Below are 20,370 nucleotides of genomic sequence, written 5' to 3' on the forward strand. Positions count from 1 at the left end.
CCCACTTCTATAAGTGGGAGAGAAGATTTCTCTTCAGGTGGAGTAGAGTCTCCATCTGAAGCCCCAATGTTCTGCTTTAGCAGAACGAGTTCACTCTATTTTAAATTTCTCTATATCATTCTCTAATCCCTTAGCTAATGACCTAGAAGTATTTGCTAGTGAAGTAATTTCTTCTATTGATGCTAATTGTTCCTCTGAAGTGGCAGACACTTCTTCAGCACCAGCTGAATTTTCTTCAGTTATTGCTGAAATATTTTGAATTGAAGCCAATATATTATCCTTGCTTTCATCAATGTCTTTACTTACCTCACCAATTTTCTGTGTTCTTGATAATAATTCCTTAAGTTTACTCTCTATCAACTCAAATATCTTACCTGTACTATTAATTGATTCATTCTGACTTAGAGATATTTTATTCACATCATCCATTGTACTAACGGCATTTATAGATTTTGTCTTTATATCTCCTAAGATTTGTTGAATATCTATTATAGCTTCCTTTGTATTTTCAGCTAATTGCCTTATTTCATCTGCCACTACCGCGAAGCCTCTCCCTGCTTCACCAGCTCTAGCTGCCTCAATGCTTGCATTAAGAGCAAGTAAATTGGTTTGCTCAGAAATTTGTGTTATTAAACCAATAATTGATCCAACATTTTCAGTAGACTTATTGACATCTTCTACAATAGTGTACACTTCATTATTCTTATTTTTACTAGTTTCTGTTTTATCATATAGCTCTGAAATAATACTATTTCCTTGATCTCCTAATTCGTTCATTTCGTCTGTTAATTTAACTATTTCATTTATAACACCATTTGATATGTTTATTTTTTTCCCAAGTCCTTCTGTACTGGATGCAACAGATTCCGTATCTTTTGCTTGCTCCGATGCACTTGTAGCCATTTGTTCAATTGATAAAGAAATATTGTTCATAGACTCATTGGATTCTTCAGTTATTCTAGCCAAATCATTAGAAGAATTCACTATAGTATTAGCGCTTTGCTTTATGTTTTTGATTAAAACTTTTAATTGTTCTTGCATTTGCTGAATAGATTTTGCAATATTTCCTATCTCATCATTATAAATTAATATTTTTTCTGAAACCGGTTTAGTGAAATCTCCTTCAGCAATTTTTTGAATGTGATCCGATGCTACCTTTAAAGGTTTCATTGATACAGTTATTATTATATAAAGTATTAAAGCTACCAAAATTAAAATTATTACTAATAGCTTTATTGTAGAGTTCATCATATCTTGTTTTGCACTGGTTAAAGACTCCAAAGATAGACCTACACAAATTGATCCTATATGCTCTCCATCTTCATAGTAGGGAATCTGAACCTCTTGAGCGTAAAAGTCTTTTTCTTCATCATACCATTGCTCAGAGTATTCTTGTCCATTTATCGCAGCAGATATAGTTGCTTGATTATCAAAGGTTTCACCAACATAATCATTATAACCAGCGATTCCTGTTCCAGTTTTATCTAATTGAAGGGCATACATAACGTTTTGATTTTCTTCCATTACCTGATCAAGTAGGACCTCGATATTAAGTTCTTTATTAATTTGACTAATTTTTTCTAATGACATTCCTGCTTGAACATAGTATCCATTTCCTAAGCTGATTCCACCAAATTTATATATTTTACCATCTAATGGGTTTTCCCTAGGTTCCTCTAAGTAACTATTTGATTCTCCATTAAATACAGGGTCCATTTTATGTCCAATAGGATATTTCCACCCTATATTAGCGGGAACATTGGAATACTTTATAATTCTGTCCTCTCCTATTATACTTATTTCTGATATACTTAAGTCGTTAACTATCTCTTCCATTTTATTATTTGTTATTTTTTCTATATCTAGGTATTTAATCATTGAAGCAGCAGCAATTATCTTTTCATCTACTATATCTTCAGCAATGCCCTCAATGGTATAATTATTTTGCACTTGCCTTTCTATTTGCCTTGCTAATTGCATTCCACTTTTAACTATTTCTGACTCAAGTCTAGCATTAGCTGTTCTTAATAACAAAATGGAAGAAATTGAAATTGCCATAGTTAAAACGACTACAACTATAATAATTATCCTCCATTTAAATGACATTTTCCCTATAAATTTATTCATATACTACCTCCTTTTTACTTTTATTAATTAAAATCTAGATAACTAATCCTTATTTCACTTCTTAGTCTAGCCACCTCCAAGTCACAATTCATTTCTATCTAGATATCATTAGTAAATCATGATTATATTATAATCATGATAATTTAAATTTCGACAATTTTCCTTTTTCCCCTTTGTCTAGTTTTGTCGAATGGCAAAAATATTATCATTATTTATCAAAAAAATAAAAGTCATTGGACATTATTACAGTGTCAAATGACTTTTAAAGAACTCTTATATTCATTTTTATGTGCTTTTACATAATCATTATATTCAGATTTCCAACTTAAAAATAGCTCCAAATAATCATTATAAATATAAAAGATATTAGCATAAAATTGGTAGTTTCAAATGAAATATTTAAATGTCTTAACCTTTTTATTATTTTATAATCCTTCTCAATAATCCATTTATATATTAAGTACCCTAATCCAATTGATATAATATAGTTTAAAAGACTTGATATGCTAACTACTTTTACAGTCGAAAAGTCATCTCCAAATAATATATTTGTAAATGGTAAATAAAAATTACCCAAAATTATGCATATTATAGCTAAGGTAACCATAGCTATTCCAGTATTATAACTTTTAATCTTCTGTACTTTAAACGACCCGAAAAACATCTGGGACATTTTAATGAATGAAGTTCCTGTTCCCAAATTAATAATATATAATATTATAGTTTTAATTCCATTGTCTTTCAATCCATACTTTATAATTGTTTTACTAACAAGCCCATTAAATAGAGGTGCACCAGTAATAGACAACATCCCAATAATCATAAGACAGGATATAAATGGCATATTCTTGAATACTCCTCTTATCTCAGTAATTTTCCTCGTACCATATACATTTATTATGTATCCCGCTCCCATGAATAACAAGGATTTAAAAATTGCATGATTAAATATATGCATTACTCCACCAACATAGGATTTGCCAGTCATACTACTTAATCCCATTAGTATAATACCAATCTGAGATATTGTATGAAATGCTAAAATTTGTTTTATATCTTTTTGACTAAGAGCAAAGAGAACACCTGAAATTGCTGTAATACATCCTATTATAAAAAATATTTCTTTTAGGGAATCAATATTAAAGACTTGATTAAATCTAATAAATGCATATACTCCGCCCTTAACTAGTAACCCTGAAAGTAAAGCAGATATGGATGCTGGTGCAGCACCATGGGCTTTTGGCAACCAATTGTACACAGGGAAAAATGCAGATTTAACTCCTACTGCTGCAATTATTAAGATATATGAAAGGTTTACAACTGAGTTTTCTCCCATTAAACTAATCTTTTCCGATATAATATCTAAATTTAAGCTTCCAGTAACAGTATATATAAAAATTAGGCCTAATAGGAAAAATACCATTCCTATACTGTTAAATAGCAGATAGTATAAACCAGCTCTTACTGAGTAACCATCTTTTTTATATATTATAAGTATAGTTGATAAAATAGTCGTTATTTCAATAAAAATAAACATGTTGAACATATCATTAGTTTGTATCAGTCCTAAAAATGCTCCCTCAAGAAATAATAGAAAAAATAGAAATTTAAAATCAGATTTCCTTTTTTCCCAGCAATATACTAATATCAGCCACCACATAAGTATAGTAAGAAAAATAAAAGAAATAGATAATCGGTCATTCCTAAGAGATATTGAGATAGTCTTCTCCCATCCCCCTAATACTAATATTTGCTTTTCTATAAATCCATCACATAACATATAATATCTAATTGATAAGAAGGTAATAACTCCTTGAGCCAAAAATACTAAATAATTAAATACCTTTTTATTTACTACATAAACAAACATTGCAGTAATAATTGGAATGAAAATAATATATATAGGTATTAAATTCATATTAACCTTCCCTCTCAATCAATTCTTTCCAATTTAAAGTACCATAATAGTGGAATATTTTTATACTAAGCATAAGAGCCAAAGCTGTTATAGCAGCTCCAATTACTATAGTTGTTATCATAAGGGCCTGTGGTAAAGGATCAACCATGTTTTCAGTTCCCTGTGACATTTCAGATATTATTGGAATGTTTGTGGAATCAATACTGCCAAAATTTAAAAATAACATTATTATTGAAGCTTGAATAATATTAAAGAATATTATAGATTTTATAATATTTTTACTAGTACATACTCCATAGATTCCTATTGACAGTAATATAAACCCTAGTATAAAACTTACACGCATTATTTCCCCTCCTCTATAAAAGTCGAAAAAATTAATATAAGACCTGTTGAAACCTTAATTCCAATAAATAAATTTAAAATTATTAAAAAAAGAGATTTGAAACTATTACTCTTTTCAATAGATATAAAGCTAGTAAAAATTTCTCCCTTTGTAAATAGACTTATTGAGGCTATTATAAGAATTACCATAAATACATATTTTTCCAATTTAATCAATAAGTTTAGATCCCTAATTTTCTCAGGATATATAAAATAGCTGATTAGAATAGCAGTTGCTAGTATTGCACCGCCCTGAAATCCACCTCCAGGTGTCAAATGACCGTTAATTATAATATAGAAACCATATAAAAGGATAAAAGGAAATAATAATCTACTTATACAAATTAATATATCTGAAGTTTTCAATTCATCACTTCCTTTCTTTGTCTACTTAAAGAACTTCATCATCTTTCTTTGACATATAAATAATTCCTGAAACAGAAATAATTAAAATACTTGCTTCAAATATTGAATCAAATAATCTATAGTCCAAATAAATACCAGTAACTATATTTTTGGAACCAGTATCATTGTATGTATTAGTTAAATAATAATCCTTACTGTCAGAATCAATATTCTCAACAGATTTTAGGGCTACATTTGAAAATATAAATATTATAGCTATTAACATAACTATTAATATAACTTTCTTAATCATCCATTTCACCCTCTTCTATTTTGATAACTTCAATATCATCTTCATTTTTAGTCAATTGTTCTAATTTATTCATAAGTATACTAGTTTTCTTTCCTTTTAATATGTATTTACCGCTTTCTTTGCTTTTCTCTACTACTAAGTCTATATTCCTACTACGGAAAATTCCTTGTAACTCATCATACTTTCCATGATTAATAATTAATTTCAGATTATAGTGTTTAGTAAAATTGTCCAATATCTCATATCCTTTGCCCTTAAAAAGTTCCCTATTGTCTAAAAAACCATCTTTTTTATTAACATGACTCACTACTAAAAATTGTCTTTGCTTAGAAATTGCGATTATATATATTAATGGAATGATAGCGCTCCCTATAGCAGCCTCAGCCAAGGCTAAGTCAGGAGACTTTAAAAAGTAATAGAGACTTGCAGAAACTAAGGAAAACGCAGAAAAGAAGAAGATTACTTTAAGATTATCTTTACTTTTCATAATACTAATAGATAAGAATATCAATAATATTTGAAGTAAATGAGTTATTTTCATTTTTTTATCTCATCCTTTATATTTATTCCATTTAAATAGGCAGACCTAGCAATAATATGATTATTAACTGGATTTGTTATCATAATAAAAATCATTATTAATAAAAGTCTTAAAGATAAAAGACTAATACCAGATTTTATAATCATAGCTATTATTATGGTTAATGCAGCTACAGTATCTATTTTGCTACTAGTTAGTAATCTTGCATACATATTTTTAAATCTAAATATACCAATCATTCCAAACACAATATATACCCAAGATAATATTAATATGCCCTTGTATATCACTTAAGTCTCCCTCCTCTTAAAATAAATCTAGATAACAGGGTAATACCAATAAATCCTATTATTCCATAGGATATAGCAATATCTAATAAAAGAATGTTATCCTTATATACACCATAAATAGCCAATAAGAGGATTGTCTTCGCAGAAATAAGATTTAAAGCCAATAACCTGTCCCAAACTGTTGGTCCCATAGCCATTCTTATTATTGCTATGAACATACCTATAACTAGCAGAATCATTGTTATAAGTAAAAACATTTTTTCTCACCCTCTCTCTAGAAAATTTCTTCGTACTTTTCTTTAATCTCTTTATTTAAATCAGTACCTTTTTTGGTTGGATCATCTATGGATAGTACCATTAACTTATTCTTATCTGTGTCAACTGTTAAGGTACCTGGAGTCAACGTTATTGCATTGGATATCATAGTAATAATTAAAGGATTTTTTGTATTTAAATTAATTTCAATAAATATAGGTTCACAATCCTTCTTTATAATTCGTACAATATAAGAAAATGAAGATTTATATATCTCAATCATCAACCTAAAGAAAAACTTTATTACATTTAATAGCATTGGAGTATCAATCTTAAATTTAGATTTATCATATAGTATCCATTTAGTCATAGCAGAAACTATTGAACTTATTCCTAATCCTATTATCAGATTGGTTAATTGAAAATCTAGTGTTAATACTATCCAAAAGAAATATAATAGTACAAAAAGTTTATAGTTTTCTTTTATTAACTTCATTTTATCCTCCCAAACTATTTTTTCATATTTAATTTTTCTTCCTAACGAGAGTAATCATAACTAATTTTGAGTTTGAATAATCAATATTTGAATCATTAACCATTTTCCCAATTAGATATAATTCATCTTTCGTATTTTCATCACCAAGGAGTTTCCAATATAAGCTTTCTACTTCCTCAGATCTGTTTGCCATAATCTTATTTTTCAGATCACTTAGTACTTTGCTATCGGCAATATTAGAACACACATAAATTCTACTATCTTCATCACTCTCTTTTAGATTTATCTGTATTGAAGTGGCTTTATTATGTAGTAAAAATGTCACAAGTTCATTAACTATTGCAATTATTCTCTGTTTTTCACTTTGCATTTCATCACCCTTTCTAATTTTTACAATTTCTCGAGTAATTATTTGCATTAAAAACATCAACCTGATTCTTTAATTTTGAAGAATAATTGTAAAAATGGTCAAGGAACTCTATAAACACTAGTAATTCCTTGACCCTTATGCACATATTAAGTTATTCCTTTATGATTATATCTTTAAATTTAGACTTTTAAAATTCTTTCTATAAGAAAAATAACTAATAAAGTTTAATAATACTTATGAAATTTTACTTGATTTCATGATTAAATTACAAAAAAATATTTTCTATTTAATTTATTTTTACCCTAAATGTACTAAATTTATCACTTATATTTCACTACTTCTAACTTTTTCAAACTCATTTAATATCTCTTCAGAAGGTTTCTTGCCTAGGAGACTAACACCCACTATTACTATACTGGCTAAAATAAATCCAGGGGCAATTTCATAAATATCAAATATCCCACCTGTCAGTTGCTTCCAAATGACTACAGTTAAACCACCAGTTATCATGCCTGCAATTGCACTTAACCTAGTCATACGCTTCCAAAATAAGGAGAATATAACCACAGGTCCAAAGGCTGCACCAAACCCTCCCCATGCGTAAGAAACTAACTCCAATACAGATTCCTCAGCATTCAATGCTAGTATATATGCTACTATTGCTACACCTATAACTGCCATCCTACTAACCCAAACTAATTGTTTCTCTGATGCATTTCTTTTGAAAAATACTCTATAAAAATCTTCTGTTAAAGCAGATGCTGATACTAAAAGTTGAGAATCAGCGGTACTCATAATTGCTGCTAGTATGGCTGCTAACATTATGCCAGCTATTATAGCTGGAAAAATAGTGCTTACCATTGCCATGAAAACATATTCTGGATCTACTAAATCAATATCTAAAAACACACGTCCAGTTATACCAACTAGTATAGCCATACTTAGGCTTATTACAACCCATATCATAGCTATATTTCTCGCCTTTTTTATCATTGAGGAAGATTTTATTGCCATAAAACGAGCTAAGATATGAGGTTGTCCAAAATATCCAAAAAACCATGCAAACAGTGAAAAAATTGAAATAAAAGTTAATTGGTTACCATCTGTCCCAGTAAAAGGATTCAATAATTCAACATTTATACTTCTCAAGCTATCTAATGTCGATCCCAATCCACCTACATTGGTTATGGCCACTGCAGGAACTATGATTATTGTGATAAACATTAGTAATCCCTGAAAGAAATCTGTCCAACTTACTGCCATGAATCCACCAAAGAATGTATATGCTATTATTACTAATGCTCCTAAGGTTAATGCAACAGTATAATTCATCCCAAATACAACATTGAATAATTTTCCTCCTGCAACTAAACCTGATGAAGTATAAAATAGGAAAAATAAAATTATAAAAAAAGCAGATACCGTTCTTAATATCTTTGATTTATCCCTAAATCTGTTCTCAAAGTATACTGATAAAGTAATGGAATCTCCTGAAATCTGGGTGTATTTTCGCAGTCTTTTAGCTATAAATTTCCAATTCAGATAAGTACCTAAGCCTAGTCCTATTGCTATCCATATGGATTCCATTCCAGAAGCATAGGCATAACCAGGTAACCCAAGTAATAACCACCCACTCATATCTGAAGCCTGTGCACTCATAGCTGTAACCCAACTATTTAATCCTCTTCCTCCTAGAATATAGTCTGGTAAATTATCATTCCGTTTATAAAAGAATACACCTATAAGTAGCATAAATAATAAATAAACTATAAACACAATTAAAACTTCAATACTAAAAGATATCATTGCTGTCCTCCTTTCAAATAGAAACAATAATGTTATTACGTTTTTGTAATTAATTGTTTACTTTTTTGTAATTTTATTTATTTTATCATCTGATATATGCTTATGTCAAATATATTGAAATTTAATAAATTCTTGACTTATATTATTTTGTAGGTGAAAATATCTCAAAACAATATAAGGACAAGTATTCCAAAGAATACTCATCCCAATTATTGACAAGGAACTAAAAAAAAGACCTCCAACTAAAAACTAATTGGGGTCTTTTCACTAACTACTTTATTCTACAGGATATTTTTCTTTAGCAACCTCTAAAGCCTCTTCAATGGCTTTCAAGGCATTATTTAAATCTTCATCGGTATGCCTATAGCAAATATACCCATGATGATATGGCTGAATGAATAGATTTCTACGAATAGTTTCAGTATAGAAACATGTTCTTCTCTCCTTATACTTATCATCAGCTTTATCAAATGTTATGTATGGCATCGGTGGGATTCCAGACACAGTAGCTGGAACACCTGATTTTTCAACTATGTTTGTTAATTTTTCTAAGAATTCGGATCCTCTAGTCCAAATATCTTCTAGTATATTATCGCGCTCTAAGATTTCAATACACTTTAATGCAGCTACCATTTCTAAACTGTTCGGGAAGAATGTTGAGCTTATGAAAACTTTTTCCTCCATAACCTTCATTATTTCTTCTTTACCTACACAGGCACTAATTGGATAGCCATTTGCCATAGCTTTACCAAACACTGACATATCAGGTGTTACTCCATATCTTTCTTGTGCACCACCCATTGCAACTCTAAATCCAGTACGTATTTCATCAAAAATAAGGACAACATCATATTTGTCAGCTAATGCTCTAACTCCCTCAAGATAGCCTTCTGGTGGAGCCATTACAGGTTTTGCTAATGGATGACCTACAGGCGTAATTATAATAGCTGCAACTTCATCCTTGTTTTCTATTAATTTTTGTTCTAAGTCATCTAAATCTGCATATTTAAATTCAATAGTAAGCTCAGTAACTTGCTTAGGAACACCGCCAGGAACTTCTACACACCAATCATGCCAACCATGATAACCACAACGAAGAATCTTAGGCTTATCTTTATAACCTCTAGCAATACGTACCGCTATACCAGTTGCATCAGAACCTGTCTTGCCTAACACTACCATTTCTGCTGAAGGTATCAATTCAATTAATTTTTTCTGTAATTCGTTTTGTACTTCCTGTACCAATGAAAAACAGAATCCTTTCTCCATTTGTTCAATTACTGCTTGATTTATCTCAGGCTCATTATAACCGAGAATAATAGGACCATATGCACAAAGCATATCAATGTAATCGTTTCCGTCTACATCAACTATATGTCCACCATATCCTTTTTCAATATATATAGGATACTCACCTGGAACAAAGTTGTATGGACGTCTAATACCCATTACTCCTCCTGGAGAAATTTTCTTTCCTTCCTCAAAAAGCTTTAATGACCCTTCAATGTTTAGCCTTGGTTTACTCTCCATGTATATCACTTCCTTATTCATTAATATTAGGACCCTATAATACATTCTAACATATTATATATTCAATAAAATCTAAAAATTCCCTTTATTTAAGATAGAATTATTAAAGTTTTTCTATCTCGTAGAAATCCTACTCTTTTTCCTATCTTTCGTCGGTATCCTCTTCTACTTCAGAAATTCTAAATTTCCCGTTTTGATAAATAAGGTCATATTCCTCAAATTTTTCTGTTCTTCCAAAACTTCCATTGTACATTACAACATTAACCCACAAATTTGTCCTTCCATTTGCCCCTCTACCATATTCATTAATAATATAGTCTGTCACTATAATTTCATCTGTATTGCTATATATTTCATCAAAATATGGAGATAAAATACCTTTTTTATAGGTTTCTTTCTTATCATTAGTAAACAAATTCATTGCCCGAGCATAATCAGAAGTTATTATGCTATCATAAAATTCTACTATTGTATTTGAAGGACTTACATAATCATAATTAACAACAAAAGAAGAGAACTCCTTTGAATTTGCTAAGCTTAAATGTGTGTGTAAAACATCTTTTATTTGTCCATTGATTAAAATCTGAACATTTATAATATCCTCAAGCTGAGTTAAACTATTAACTATTGAATATATCGTCAAAACTTCTTCTCTTTCACTATAATTTTTCTCAATAAAATCTTTAGAAAAATTAACATAGGCAGTCCCTTCCATTACATCAATTGACAAAAGCTTTGTACCTGATGGTATTAGGTTAAGAGATTGAGAATCATTTGGTCCTTTTAATAGCTCATCAATAACAGCTTCTTGTTCGTTTTGCCTTTTCATCTTTACTAATCTAACTTCTTGACTTAGTCTAGTAAGTTCATAATTTGGAAAGTATAATACTAACTTAGCATATTCCTCACTAGGTGTAGGATCTATCGGTGGATAGTTATTACTTTCTTCATCAAAACTATCATAAGTAGTACATCCTGTAATCATTAATATAACTAAAAGGTAAATGTAACATAGCCTTCGTAACATAAAAACTCCTCCAAATAAAGTAATAATCAATCTATTCCTATGTCAGTTGGTAACATAATGTAGAAAGTACTACCTTCACCAACCTCACTTTCAACTTTAATAGTTCCTTGATGGAGAGAAACTATTTGATACGCTATGGAAAGCCCTAATCCAGTCCCTCCTGTATTCCTTGCCCGAGCTTTATCTACTCTATAGAACCTATCAAAGACATGACTTAAAGACTCCTTGTCAATTCCGATACCATTATCCTTAATCTCTATTATAGCATTTTTACCCTTGGTATATAAGCTTACTTTAACTTGACCTTCTTTTGGAGTATACTTAATAGCATTATGAATTATATTTATTATTGATTGCTGAATTTTATCAGAATCAATACTTATCTGAACTTTTTCTTTTAATTTTAGCTCCAAATCAATTGATTTCTCTTTTGCCAAAGGTTGTAACCTTGTCACTATTCTTTCTAATAAAAAGTTTATGTAAGTTGTGCCATAGTTTAATGTTAACTTCTCTTTATCTAAATCTACTAGATATAAAAGATCGTCAATAATATTATTCAACCTGTTCACTTCTGAATTTATGTCCTTTAAGAATTCCTTATAAATATCTATATTACTCTCTTCTTGATGAATTAAAGACTCAGATAACAATTTCATTGAGCTAAGTGGAGTTCTTAATTCATGAGATACATTTGCAACGAAATCTTTCCTTTGTTTATCTACTTGATCCAATTTATTAAGCATTATATTAAAAGAATCTGCCATTTTCTTAAATTCATCATTTGTATCCATCTTTATTCTTTGATTCAATTTATCTTGAGATATTTGACTGATTATTCTAGTGAAACGTTCTATTGGACTGGACAGATAGCTAGCAAAAATAAAGCTCAATAAAGCGATAAAAATTATACTTGTCACCGATATGAGAATTAGCTTATTATTTATCTGAGCCAACTCTTCATATACGCTATTAATTGATGCTGAAATAAGTACTGCCCCAACAATTTCATTATCTAATTTTATTGGAACTGCTGTATATAACACGTGTCCAAGCTTCTTAAAATTATATAATCCATGAACATTTTTTCCTTTCAAAGCATCATTTATTTCTGAATGTTTAAACTCTTGTCCAATATGTGCTGAGTTTGAATCCTCAATTACAATATTATTTTTATCTACTACAATAATCCGTGAATCAATCTTTTGACTTCGAGGTTCAATGATTGGCCCTATATAGTCTACTAAATTTAAAGTTTTACTAGGCATCATATAATATTTTAGTCTATTAGATAATGTATTAGCCTCAGTTAAATACTCTAATTTTTCTTGATTTAAGTATATATTCAATATGGTCTGACTAATAAAAACGTTTATTATTATTAAAGAAACTACTATTAATAATAAATAGGTGGAAACAAGCTTCCACCTAACACTAATAAAACGCCTATTATTTTTATTTCTTCCTAAAATAGTAACCAACTCCCCATTTGGTTAAAATGTACTCTGCTTGACCAGAATCTTTTTCAATTTTTTCCCTTAATCTTCGTATATGTACATCAACAGTTCTTAAATCTCCAAAGTATTCATAGCCCCAAATAATCTCAAGTAACTCTTCTCTTGTAAACACTTTACCAGGATTCGATGCCAAAAGTAATAGTAAATCAAATTCTTTTGCAGTAAGATTTACATCTCTTCCATCAATTGTAACTTTCCTTCCAAGTGTGTTGATCGTAAAATTATCAACTTGTATTATTTGTTCACCAAGCTTAGTACTCTTCGTATTAGCTCTCCTAAGTATGGCCTTTATTCTAGCCTTCAATTCTAATATATTAAATGGCTTGGTTAAATAATCATCAGCACCATATTCTAAACCAAGTATTTTATTGATATCTTCCCCTTTAGCTGTTAACATAATAATTGGAACTTGTGAATTCTCTCTAATTTTTTGACATACTTCTAATCCATCTATGCCAGGGAGCATAAGGTCTAGTATAATCAACTCATACTTTGTGTTTTGTGCCTTTTCTAAAGCTTCATTTCCATCAAATGCAGTATCTATATCATATCCATCCTGCTCTAAACTGTACTTTAATCCTTTCACCAATAAAGCTTCATCATCTACTATCAAAATTTTGGTGTCCATCATATCACCTCTTATATATTATTGCTATTATTGCCATCAGGCTAAGCGTCCAACAATATAACTATCTTCTACAAATTTCTTCAAAATCCTTTTAGATTTTTAAATTTATTTTACAACTATGGTATGTACATCTTATTAAAATCTATATTTACATCTTCTATTAATTTAGAATTCTAGTGTCCCCTGTTCTTTTAGTAATCCTCTTTTGATCAAAATCTTCCAATAGAGATACTGCAAATTTTCTGCTTGTATTTAATAAATCTCTAAACTCCCCAAGGGATATTGACCCCTTTTCTTTAATATAATTTTTGGCCAACTCTATAGAACGCAAATATATATCCTTATGTATTATAATATCATTTTTTAACATTATTAATACATTCAAATCAATAAGGGCTTCTATAACCTGTTCGATATCTCTTTTATCATAGTTTAGTTTACTCATAACATCTTCAGTTTGGAGATTTATAAACTTCTCTTTCAAATAAATATTTTCAATGTCTTGCCTAATTTGTTTCTGTATATCATTAAATTTGACTTCAAAATCTATTAAGGATACACATTCATTGTTTTGTTTTATTATATTTCTTTCAATCAATAGATTGATAAAGCTTTCTCCCAGCTTTGGCTTTATTGTTCCAAGATATTTACTTCTTAACTCTTCCTTAAGCATACCAGTTTTTAAAGGCTTTTTATTATGAAATAAATTAAGGTCAGTGATTAATTTTTCAATAAAAGTATTATAATAATCTTTATGTATAACATGAATATCCTTTAATAGCTTTAATGTTATAATTTTTCTCTTTTCTTTTAGCTTTTCAACATTTTCTAAAACTTTCTCTTCAGGCATAACTATTAAAACTGATAAATCCTTTACACTAGGAAAAGAAGAACTCCTATCATTGATTATCTTTTCTATTACATCTATAGTATCTCCTTCTTCTTTAATCTTTAACTCTTCAATTGTGGATTCATCAAATCTTTTTCGTTTGGGAGGATTAGGTTCTAATACTTCTCCACCGCCTATAGTGATCATTGGAGAGTAAAATCTAATTATAAACTTGTCTCCTCTTTTAGCAACCACTTCCTCCTCTAACCTTAGTTGAGCATAGCAGTTTTCTCCAGGAGTTAGATAGTCTCTATCCAAGAATACTACCCTGCATAGTATTTCTCTAGTTCCTAAATAAAGTCTAATCCTTGTTCTATTTTCAATAATCCTTTGAGAATCTTCTAGTAGTCTTAGCTTTACATCTATCATCATGGTTTCTTCCATTGAATTTAAAGGCGCAATAATGTCACCTCTATTAATTTCTGATTTTTTTAATCCTGATATGTTTAAAGCAACCCTTTGCCCTGCATATGCAGATTCACTATCTTCTCCATGGACTTGAATTGAGCGTATTTTCCCTGTTTTATTACCCGGGAAAATACCAACCTCATCGCCTTCATCAAATTTTCCAGAAATTAATGTCCCAGTTACTACAGTCCCAAATCCAGTTATAGTGAATACTCTATCAACTGGAAGCCTTGGCATCTCTTCCACATCTCTTTCCTCGATTTTTTTAGAATAATCTTCAATAGTTTCGATTACCTTGTCTATCCCTTTACCACTAAGAGAATCTGCTGGAATTATTGGGCTTTTTTCTAAAAAAGTTCCTTTAAGACTTTCTTTAATGTCCTCTTTAACAAGTTCTAACCAGTCTTCGTCTACTAAATTAACTTTAGTTAAAACTACAAATCCTAATTCTATATCTAAAAGATTAAGTATATTTAGATGTTCTTTTGATTGAGGCATCATTCCTTCATCAGCTGCAATAACTAGTATTACTATGTCCATACCAACTACTCCAGCCAGCATATTTCTAATGAATTTCTCGTGACCAGGCACATCAATTATTCCAGCTCTTTGACCACTAGGCAAGTCAAAGTAGGTAAAACCTAACTCAATTGAAATACCTCTCTCTTTTTCTTGTTTTAATCTATCAGTCTCTCTTCCTGTTAGGGCTTTAATAAGTGTAGTTTTTCCATGGTCGATATGCCCAGCAGTTCCTATTATTATGTTTTTCACTATACCACTCCTTTAGACCCTTTCTGCTGCATACTCAAAAGCACCTACTAAAGTTTTAAATTCTTCCTCTTTGATTGTTCTTAAATCCAAATACATTTTATCTTTATAGATTCTTGCTATCACAGGTATATCATATTCTCTTAAGCTATTTTCAAGTTTAGTAATCTTTCCTTCTTGAGATGAAATAGTAATAGTTTTAGTAGGAATCTGTTCTAAAGGCATTGAACCTCCTCCTACTTGAGAATACTGATCTTCAAGACCAACTGAGAAAGAATCATCTAATTTGCCTTTTAGAAGATTTAATAGCTCATTCCCTCTTCTTTCTAACTCTTCTAATGGCATAGTTATCATTCTTAAAGTCGGAATTTTTCTTATTGCCTCATCTTCATCTAAATAAAATCTCAGTGTTGCTTCTAAGGCAGCAATTGTAAATTTATCAATTCTAAATGCCCTATTAAGTGGATGCTTTTTCATTATATCAATGAGCTTTTTCTTCCCAATTATTACCCCAGCTTGAGGTCCACCTAAAAGTTTATCTCCACTGAAGGTAATAATGTCTACACCAGCTTTCATGGAATCTTGAACCGTTGGTTCATATTCTAAGCCATATTTACTTAAATCAATTAAAACACCACTACCTAAATCTTCAACCACCGGTATACTGTGTTTCTTTCCTAACTCAACTAACTCATCCAATTTAACTTCAGAAGTGAAGCCAAGGATTCTATAGTTACTAGTATGTACCTTTAAAAATGCTGAAGTATCTTCACTTAAAGCCCTTTCATAGTCCCAAAGATGAGTCTTATTAGTGGTACCTACATCCACTAATTTCGCTCCACTTTGTTCCATTACATCCGGAACTCTAAATGACCCTCCAATTTCAACTAATTCACCTCTAGATACTATAACTTCCTTATCTTTTGCTAAACTACTTAATACTAACATTACTGCTGCAGCATTATTATTTACAACTAAAGCATCCTCTGCTCCAGTTACCCTAGTAATTATATCTATCAAGTGGCTATATCTTGAGCCTCTTTTCCCAGTATCTAAGTCAAACTCTAAGTTAGAATAGTTTGATACTACTTCTGATATATTCTCCATTACTTCATTATCTATTAGTGATCTTCCTAGATTAGTATGAATCACTACTCCTGATGCATTTATAACTCTTTTTAATCTATAAGAAACTTTTTTTCGAGCCCTTTTAGATACTAAAATTGGCAAATCTTCCACTTTACTATTTAACCCATCAGTATCTAAACTTCCATTAGCTATCTTGATTCTTAGATTATCTATCTCTTCTCTTATAGACTCAACTACTACCTCCCTTGGAACTTCATCCAAAAGATTCATTTCTTGTTCTATAAAAGAAATAATATCATCTACCTTTGGCAATCTACTAAACAAATTTGCTTTTTTATTCAATATTCATCATCCTTTTAATTTATTGAAATCTAGCTGAATAACTTTATTCAATAATTAATGAGTACTCTTGTTTTTGTATAACCTCACCAATAACTGCAAACTCTGTGGAACTATTTTCAAGTTCCCTTAGGAGAACCTTTGCCCCATCTTTATTAACTGAAATTAAAAGCCCACCAGAAGTCTGAGGATCATATAATACATCTCTCATTTCTTGAGGCACTGAATCTTTAAATTTTACTTTATCCCCAATAAAAGACATATTAGAATACGCTCCTGCTGGAATTATTCCCATACTTGCAAATTCTAAGGCCTTATTTAAAACAGGAATATTCTCACTAATAATCTTAATAGTTACATTGCTTCCTTCTGCCATCTCTAAACTGTGTCCTAAAAATCCAAAGCCAGTAACATCTGTGCAGCTATTAGCTCCTGCTTTCACCATAGCATCCTTTGCTTCTTTATTTAAGGTAGTCATTATTTTTACAGCTGCCTCATAGGTCAACTCATCCACCATATCTGCCTTTATGGCTGTATTAATTATTCCTATTCCTAATGGCTTAGTTAAAACCAGTACATCTCCAATTTGAGCATTACAGTTAGTCAACACATTTTTAGGATGAACGAAGCCACTTACCGATAATCCATATTTAGGCTCATCATCTTCAATTGTATGACCACCTACCAGAAGAGCTCCTGCCTCTTGTACTTTATCAAATCCTCCCCTTAATATCTTTGTCATTATGTCTGGAGATAAACAAGTAGGAAAACAAATAATATTCATAGCTAGCTTTGGCTCTCCGCCCATGGCATAGATATCACTTAAAGAGTTTGTAGCAGCTATCTGACCGTATACATAAGGGTCATCTACAACTGGTGTAAAAAAGTCGACTGTTTGTATAAGCGCTTTGTCATCATCTATTTTATAAACTGCTGCATCATCAGAAGTATCTATTCCAACTAATAAATTTTCATCATAAGATTTTGGTATATGACACAGAACCTGTGCCAAGGTATCAGGACCTATTTTAGCTGCTCAGCCTGAGCTCTTTGTCATTTCAGTGAGTCTTCTCTCTTTTTCTGACATACTCTCACTCCTTATTCTACTGTTATTAAATTTTCTATAGATTTATATTTTTTGTCGCCAATACCAGAAACATTTTTTAGCTCTTCAATAGATTGAAAACTACTCTTTTCTCTATAATCAATTATTCTCTCGGCTATTACCTCTCCTATTCCTGGTAATTGACTAAGGGTTTCTACAGAAGCTCTATTTAAATCTATTTTTCCATTAATATATCCTGAATCATTATCCGTTAGAAGCCCAATAATATCTTTTTCATCTAACTCTTCTCCAATTTCTGGCACATATATAACTTTTTCATCCTGTAATATCATGGCAGGATTGATTCTGTTTACATCGGCCTTACCATCTATTAATCCACCTACTTTGTCAAAAGCTTCATATAGTCTCGCCCCTTTAGGAAGTATAGCTATTCCAGGATTATGTACTTGTCCAATTATATAAACTACAATATTGTTGTCTTTTTTTTCTTCCTTATTCTCATTATCTTCATTATCACTATTCTCTTCAATATCCTTATCTATTTCTGAAATTTCTCCACTGTAGTTCTTATTATTATCTTCTTTTACTACTAATAGGTCATCCCCTATTATAACATTATACCCAATAATACTTATTATACCTACAACTAGTAATAGTATAGCTATTTGTTCTCGTTTTGTAAAGCGCATCAATCAAACCACCCCATTTATTGTTTTATTTCCATATTCTACTAAAAGCATAGCAAATCCTCTTTTAAATACGAATTCATTTACTTTTTTTATACTATTCTTTAATATTATTTTTTTTATTTGATTATATTGTCGAATTTTATTGATTTTCATCATCTTATTTGCATATTCTTTTAAATACTCCAAATAACTAATTTAAAAATTAGTATAAAATTTGTTATACTAGTTATATAATTTAATAGAAGAGGTGGTATTTATTGAAAAAGTGTATCGCAGTAATTATGATTATATTATTCTTAGTAAATTTTTCAATTAATGTGTTTGCTGATACTCCAATAGTTACAAGTGAAGCAGCCATATTAATTGATGCAGAAACAGGTGAGGTTCTTTTTGAAAAAAATTCTCATGTTTCTCTTTATCCTGCTAGTACTACAAAAATAATGACAGGTATACTAGCTATAGAAAATTGTGATCTAGATGAAGAAGTAGTTATCCCAAGAGAAGCTACTTTAGGAATCGAAGGAAGTCATATTGCTTTAGAGCCTGGTGAGGTCTTAACTATGGAAAATCTTTTATATGCATTGCTTATCGAATCAGCTAACGATGCTGCAAAGGCTATAGCAATACATATCTCTGGATCTGTAGAAGATTTCGCTAAATTAATGAATGAAAAGGCGAAGGAGTTAGGAGCCTATGATACTAATTTTGTCAATCCTAACGGTCTACATGATGATAATCATGTCACAACCGCCTACGATTTATCTTTAATAACTAGATATGCTATGAAAAATAAAGTATTTGCAAATATCGTTAAGGAATATTTGTATACAATTGATACAACTAATAAGAAATCTGAGCCTAGATATTTAAAATCAAGTAATAAGATGCTTTATAGCGACGATGAGATTCGTGTAGATGGAAAGTATATACCAACTAAATACTATGGTGCTATAGGAGTTAAAACAGGTTATACCCCTGAAGCTAAAAACTGTCTTGTAACTGCAGTCAAAAGGGATAATCATACACTCATTACAGTTGTGTTGAAAGCAGTAGGTAGAAATCTATATGAAGATACTCATAATTTAATGAATTATGGATTTAAAAACTTTACTCTAGAAAACTTAGCATATAAAAACAGCTTTATAGAGAATATTAATGTTGAATCGGGTAATATTCCCTTTGCTACTGCTGTTATTGAAAAAGATTTGAAGGCAATAGTACCCAGTAGCAATGTAAATAATATAAAGAGCTTAATTAATCTTAATGGGGAAGTAAAAGCTCCCATTACGGAAGGTCAAGTTTTAGGACAAGTTGACTATATGATTGATGATGAACTGGTAGGGTCTGTAAATATTGTTTCTGCTACTAATGTTACCAAAAAGACTTTACCCCCAACTCTAGATTATGCAAATGAAAAATTTCTTTTAAGAAAATGGTGGACGTGGCCAATAATTCTTTTATTATTAGTAATTGTTAATTTGAAAATTAGACAGCTAAGAAGAAGACGCAGAAGACAAAGAAGAACAATGTTTGTATAATAATTACCCCCTAGATAATATTATCTAGGGGGTTTCGATA

General features: G+C 30.3%; 21 protein-coding genes. 1 reads left to right on the forward strand and 20 read right to left on the reverse strand.

What is annotated here, in order from left to right:
• Positions 1-90: 90 nt before the first annotated feature.
• The 20 genes from JMO20_RS15535 to JMO20_RS15630 form a co-directional block, all read right to left on the reverse strand.
• Positions 91-2,127 (reverse strand): methyl-accepting chemotaxis protein, encoded by a 2,037-nt coding sequence (locus JMO20_RS15535; RefSeq protein ID WP_202710620.1) that lies wholly within the window; start codon positions 2,125-2,127, stop codon positions 91-93.
• 325 nt (positions 2,128-2,452) lie between these two features.
• On the reverse strand, positions 2,453-4,045 hold the full coding sequence (locus tag JMO20_RS15540; protein WP_202710621.1) for a complex I subunit 5 family protein: 1,593 nt from the start codon (positions 4,043-4,045) through the stop codon (positions 2,453-2,455).
• 1 nt (position 4,046) lies between these two features.
• Positions 4,047-4,391 (reverse strand): sodium:proton antiporter, encoded by a 345-nt coding sequence (locus tag JMO20_RS15545; protein ID WP_202710622.1) that lies wholly within the window; start codon positions 4,389-4,391, stop codon positions 4,047-4,049.
• Positions 4,391-4,795, reverse strand: a complete 405-nt coding sequence (locus tag JMO20_RS15550) for an MnhB domain-containing protein (RefSeq protein WP_202710623.1) — start codon at positions 4,793-4,795, stop codon at positions 4,391-4,393. Before JMO20_RS15550 ends, JMO20_RS15545 begins: the two co-directional genes overlap by 1 nt.
• Before the next feature lie 25 nt (positions 4,796-4,820).
• Positions 4,821-5,087 carry a Na(+)/H(+) antiporter subunit B gene (locus JMO20_RS15555; RefSeq protein WP_202710624.1) on the reverse strand — a complete coding sequence of 89 codons (267 nt, stop codon included), beginning with the start codon at positions 5,085-5,087 and terminating at the stop codon, positions 4,821-4,823.
• Positions 5,080-5,628 (reverse strand): Na(+)/H(+) antiporter subunit B, encoded by a 549-nt coding sequence (locus JMO20_RS15560; RefSeq protein WP_202710625.1) that lies wholly within the window; start codon positions 5,626-5,628, stop codon positions 5,080-5,082. The genes JMO20_RS15555 and JMO20_RS15560 overlap by 8 nt, the downstream gene beginning before the upstream one ends.
• A complete protein-coding gene (mnhG, locus tag JMO20_RS15565; protein ID WP_202710626.1) occupies positions 5,625-5,918 on the reverse strand; it encodes a monovalent cation/H(+) antiporter subunit G in 294 nt (97 codons plus the stop codon). Before mnhG ends, JMO20_RS15560 begins: the two co-directional genes overlap by 4 nt.
• Positions 5,915-6,175, reverse strand: a complete 261-nt coding sequence (locus JMO20_RS15570; protein WP_202710627.1) for an MrpF/PhaF family protein — start codon at positions 6,173-6,175, stop codon at positions 5,915-5,917. Before JMO20_RS15570 ends, mnhG begins: the two co-directional genes overlap by 4 nt.
• 17 nt (positions 6,176-6,192) lie before the next feature.
• Positions 6,193-6,669 (reverse strand): Na+/H+ antiporter subunit E, encoded by a 477-nt coding sequence (locus JMO20_RS15575; protein WP_202710628.1) that lies wholly within the window; start codon positions 6,667-6,669, stop codon positions 6,193-6,195.
• Positions 6,670-6,697: 28 nt separating this feature from the next.
• Entirely contained in the window at positions 6,698-7,087 is a 390-nt protein-coding gene (locus JMO20_RS15580) for a hypothetical protein (RefSeq protein WP_202710629.1), read from the reverse strand.
• Between the two features lie 276 nt (positions 7,088-7,363).
• On the reverse strand, positions 7,364-8,845 hold the full coding sequence (gene putP, locus JMO20_RS15585; protein ID WP_202710630.1) for a sodium/proline symporter PutP: 1,482 nt from the start codon (positions 8,843-8,845) through the stop codon (positions 7,364-7,366).
• Between the two features lie 276 nt (positions 8,846-9,121).
• A complete protein-coding gene (locus JMO20_RS15590; RefSeq protein WP_202710631.1) occupies positions 9,122-10,375 on the reverse strand; it encodes an aspartate aminotransferase family protein in 1,254 nt (417 codons plus the stop codon).
• Positions 10,376-10,517: 142 nt separating this feature from the next.
• Positions 10,518-11,402, reverse strand: coding sequence for a GerMN domain-containing protein (locus JMO20_RS15595; RefSeq protein WP_202710632.1), 885 nt, complete (start codon positions 11,400-11,402; stop codon positions 10,518-10,520).
• A gap of 26 nt (positions 11,403-11,428) precedes the next feature.
• A complete protein-coding gene (locus tag JMO20_RS15600; protein ID WP_243414785.1) occupies positions 11,429-12,880 on the reverse strand; it encodes a sensor histidine kinase in 1,452 nt (483 codons plus the stop codon).
• The gene (locus JMO20_RS15605) at positions 12,855-13,544 is read right to left on the reverse strand and encodes a response regulator transcription factor (RefSeq protein ID WP_279380156.1); all 690 of its coding nucleotides are present in this window, start codon (positions 13,542-13,544) and stop codon (positions 12,855-12,857) included. The genes JMO20_RS15600 and JMO20_RS15605 overlap by 26 nt, the downstream gene beginning before the upstream one ends.
• 160 nt (positions 13,545-13,704) lie before the next feature.
• Positions 13,705-15,612, reverse strand: coding sequence for a selenocysteine-specific translation elongation factor (gene selB / locus JMO20_RS15610; RefSeq protein ID WP_202710634.1), 1,908 nt, complete (start codon positions 15,610-15,612; stop codon positions 13,705-13,707).
• A 12-nt stretch (positions 15,613-15,624) separates the two neighbouring features.
• On the reverse strand, positions 15,625-17,040 hold the full coding sequence (selA, locus tag JMO20_RS15615) for an L-seryl-tRNA(Sec) selenium transferase (RefSeq protein ID WP_202710635.1): 1,416 nt from the start codon (positions 17,038-17,040) through the stop codon (positions 15,625-15,627).
• 43 nt (positions 17,041-17,083) lie between these two features.
• Positions 17,084-18,124, reverse strand: a complete 1,041-nt coding sequence (gene selD / locus JMO20_RS15620) for a selenide, water dikinase SelD (RefSeq protein WP_202710636.1) — start codon at positions 18,122-18,124, stop codon at positions 17,084-17,086.
• Positions 18,125-18,135: 11 nt separating this feature from the next.
• Positions 18,136-18,792: a helix-hairpin-helix domain-containing protein gene (locus JMO20_RS15625; protein ID WP_202710637.1), complete on the reverse strand. Its 657-nt coding sequence runs from the start codon at positions 18,790-18,792 to the stop codon at positions 18,136-18,138.
• A gap of 3 nt (positions 18,793-18,795) precedes the next feature.
• Positions 18,796-18,945, reverse strand: coding sequence for a hypothetical protein (locus tag JMO20_RS15630; protein WP_202710638.1), 150 nt, complete (start codon positions 18,943-18,945; stop codon positions 18,796-18,798).
• Positions 18,946-19,049: 104 nt separating this feature from the next.
• Between JMO20_RS15630 and JMO20_RS15635 the strand changes: the two genes are divergently transcribed.
• A complete protein-coding gene (locus JMO20_RS15635) occupies positions 19,050-20,330 on the forward strand; it encodes a D-alanyl-D-alanine carboxypeptidase family protein (protein WP_243414787.1) in 1,281 nt (426 codons plus the stop codon).
• The last annotated feature ends 40 nt before the right edge of the window (positions 20,331-20,370 follow it).

This window comes from Sporosalibacterium faouarense, from assembly GCF_016765695.1.
Lineage (GTDB): Bacteria > Bacillota > Clostridia > Tissierellales > VENL01 > Sporosalibacterium > Sporosalibacterium faouarense.

Bases quoted from the DNA above. Each gene is read 5' to 3' on its own strand.
- JMO20_RS15535 (WP_202710620.1), bottom strand. From the start codon at position 2,127: ATGAATAAATTTATAGGGAAAATGTCATTTAAATGGAGGATAATTATT.
- JMO20_RS15540 (WP_202710621.1), bottom strand. From the start codon at position 4,045: ATGAATTTAATACCTATATATATTATTTTCATTCCAATTATTACTGCA.
- JMO20_RS15545 (WP_202710622.1), bottom strand. From the start codon at position 4,391: ATGCGTGTAAGTTTTATACTAGGGTTTATATTACTGTCAATAGGAATC.
- JMO20_RS15555 (WP_202710624.1), bottom strand. From the start codon at position 5,087: ATGATTAAGAAAGTTATATTAATAGTTATGTTAATAGCTATAATATTT.
- JMO20_RS15560 (WP_202710625.1), bottom strand. From the start codon at position 5,628: ATGAAAATAACTCATTTACTTCAAATATTATTGATATTCTTATCTATT.
- JMO20_RS15570 (WP_202710627.1), bottom strand. From the start codon at position 6,175: ATGTTTTTACTTATAACAATGATTCTGCTAGTTATAGGTATGTTCATA.
- JMO20_RS15575 (WP_202710628.1), bottom strand. From the start codon at position 6,669: ATGAAGTTAATAAAAGAAAACTATAAACTTTTTGTACTATTATATTTC.
- JMO20_RS15580 (WP_202710629.1), bottom strand. From the start codon at position 7,087: ATGCAAATAATTACTCGAGAAATTGTAAAAATTAGAAAGGGTGATGAA.
- putP (WP_202710630.1), bottom strand. From the start codon at position 8,845: ATGATATCTTTTAGTATTGAAGTTTTAATTGTGTTTATAGTTTATTTA.
- JMO20_RS15590 (WP_202710631.1), bottom strand. From the start codon at position 10,375: ATGGAGAGTAAACCAAGGCTAAACATTGAAGGGTCATTAAAGCTTTTT.
- JMO20_RS15595 (WP_202710632.1), bottom strand. From the start codon at position 11,402: ATGTTACGAAGGCTATGTTACATTTACCTTTTAGTTATATTAATGATT.
- JMO20_RS15605 (WP_279380156.1), bottom strand. From the start codon at position 13,544: ATGGACACCAAAATTTTGATAGTAGATGATGAAGCTTTATTGGTGAAA.
- JMO20_RS15625 (WP_202710637.1), bottom strand. From the start codon at position 18,792: ATGCGCTTTACAAAACGAGAACAAATAGCTATACTATTACTAGTTGTA.
- JMO20_RS15630 (WP_202710638.1), bottom strand. From the start codon at position 18,945: ATGAAAATCAATAAAATTCGACAATATAATCAAATAAAAAAAATAATA.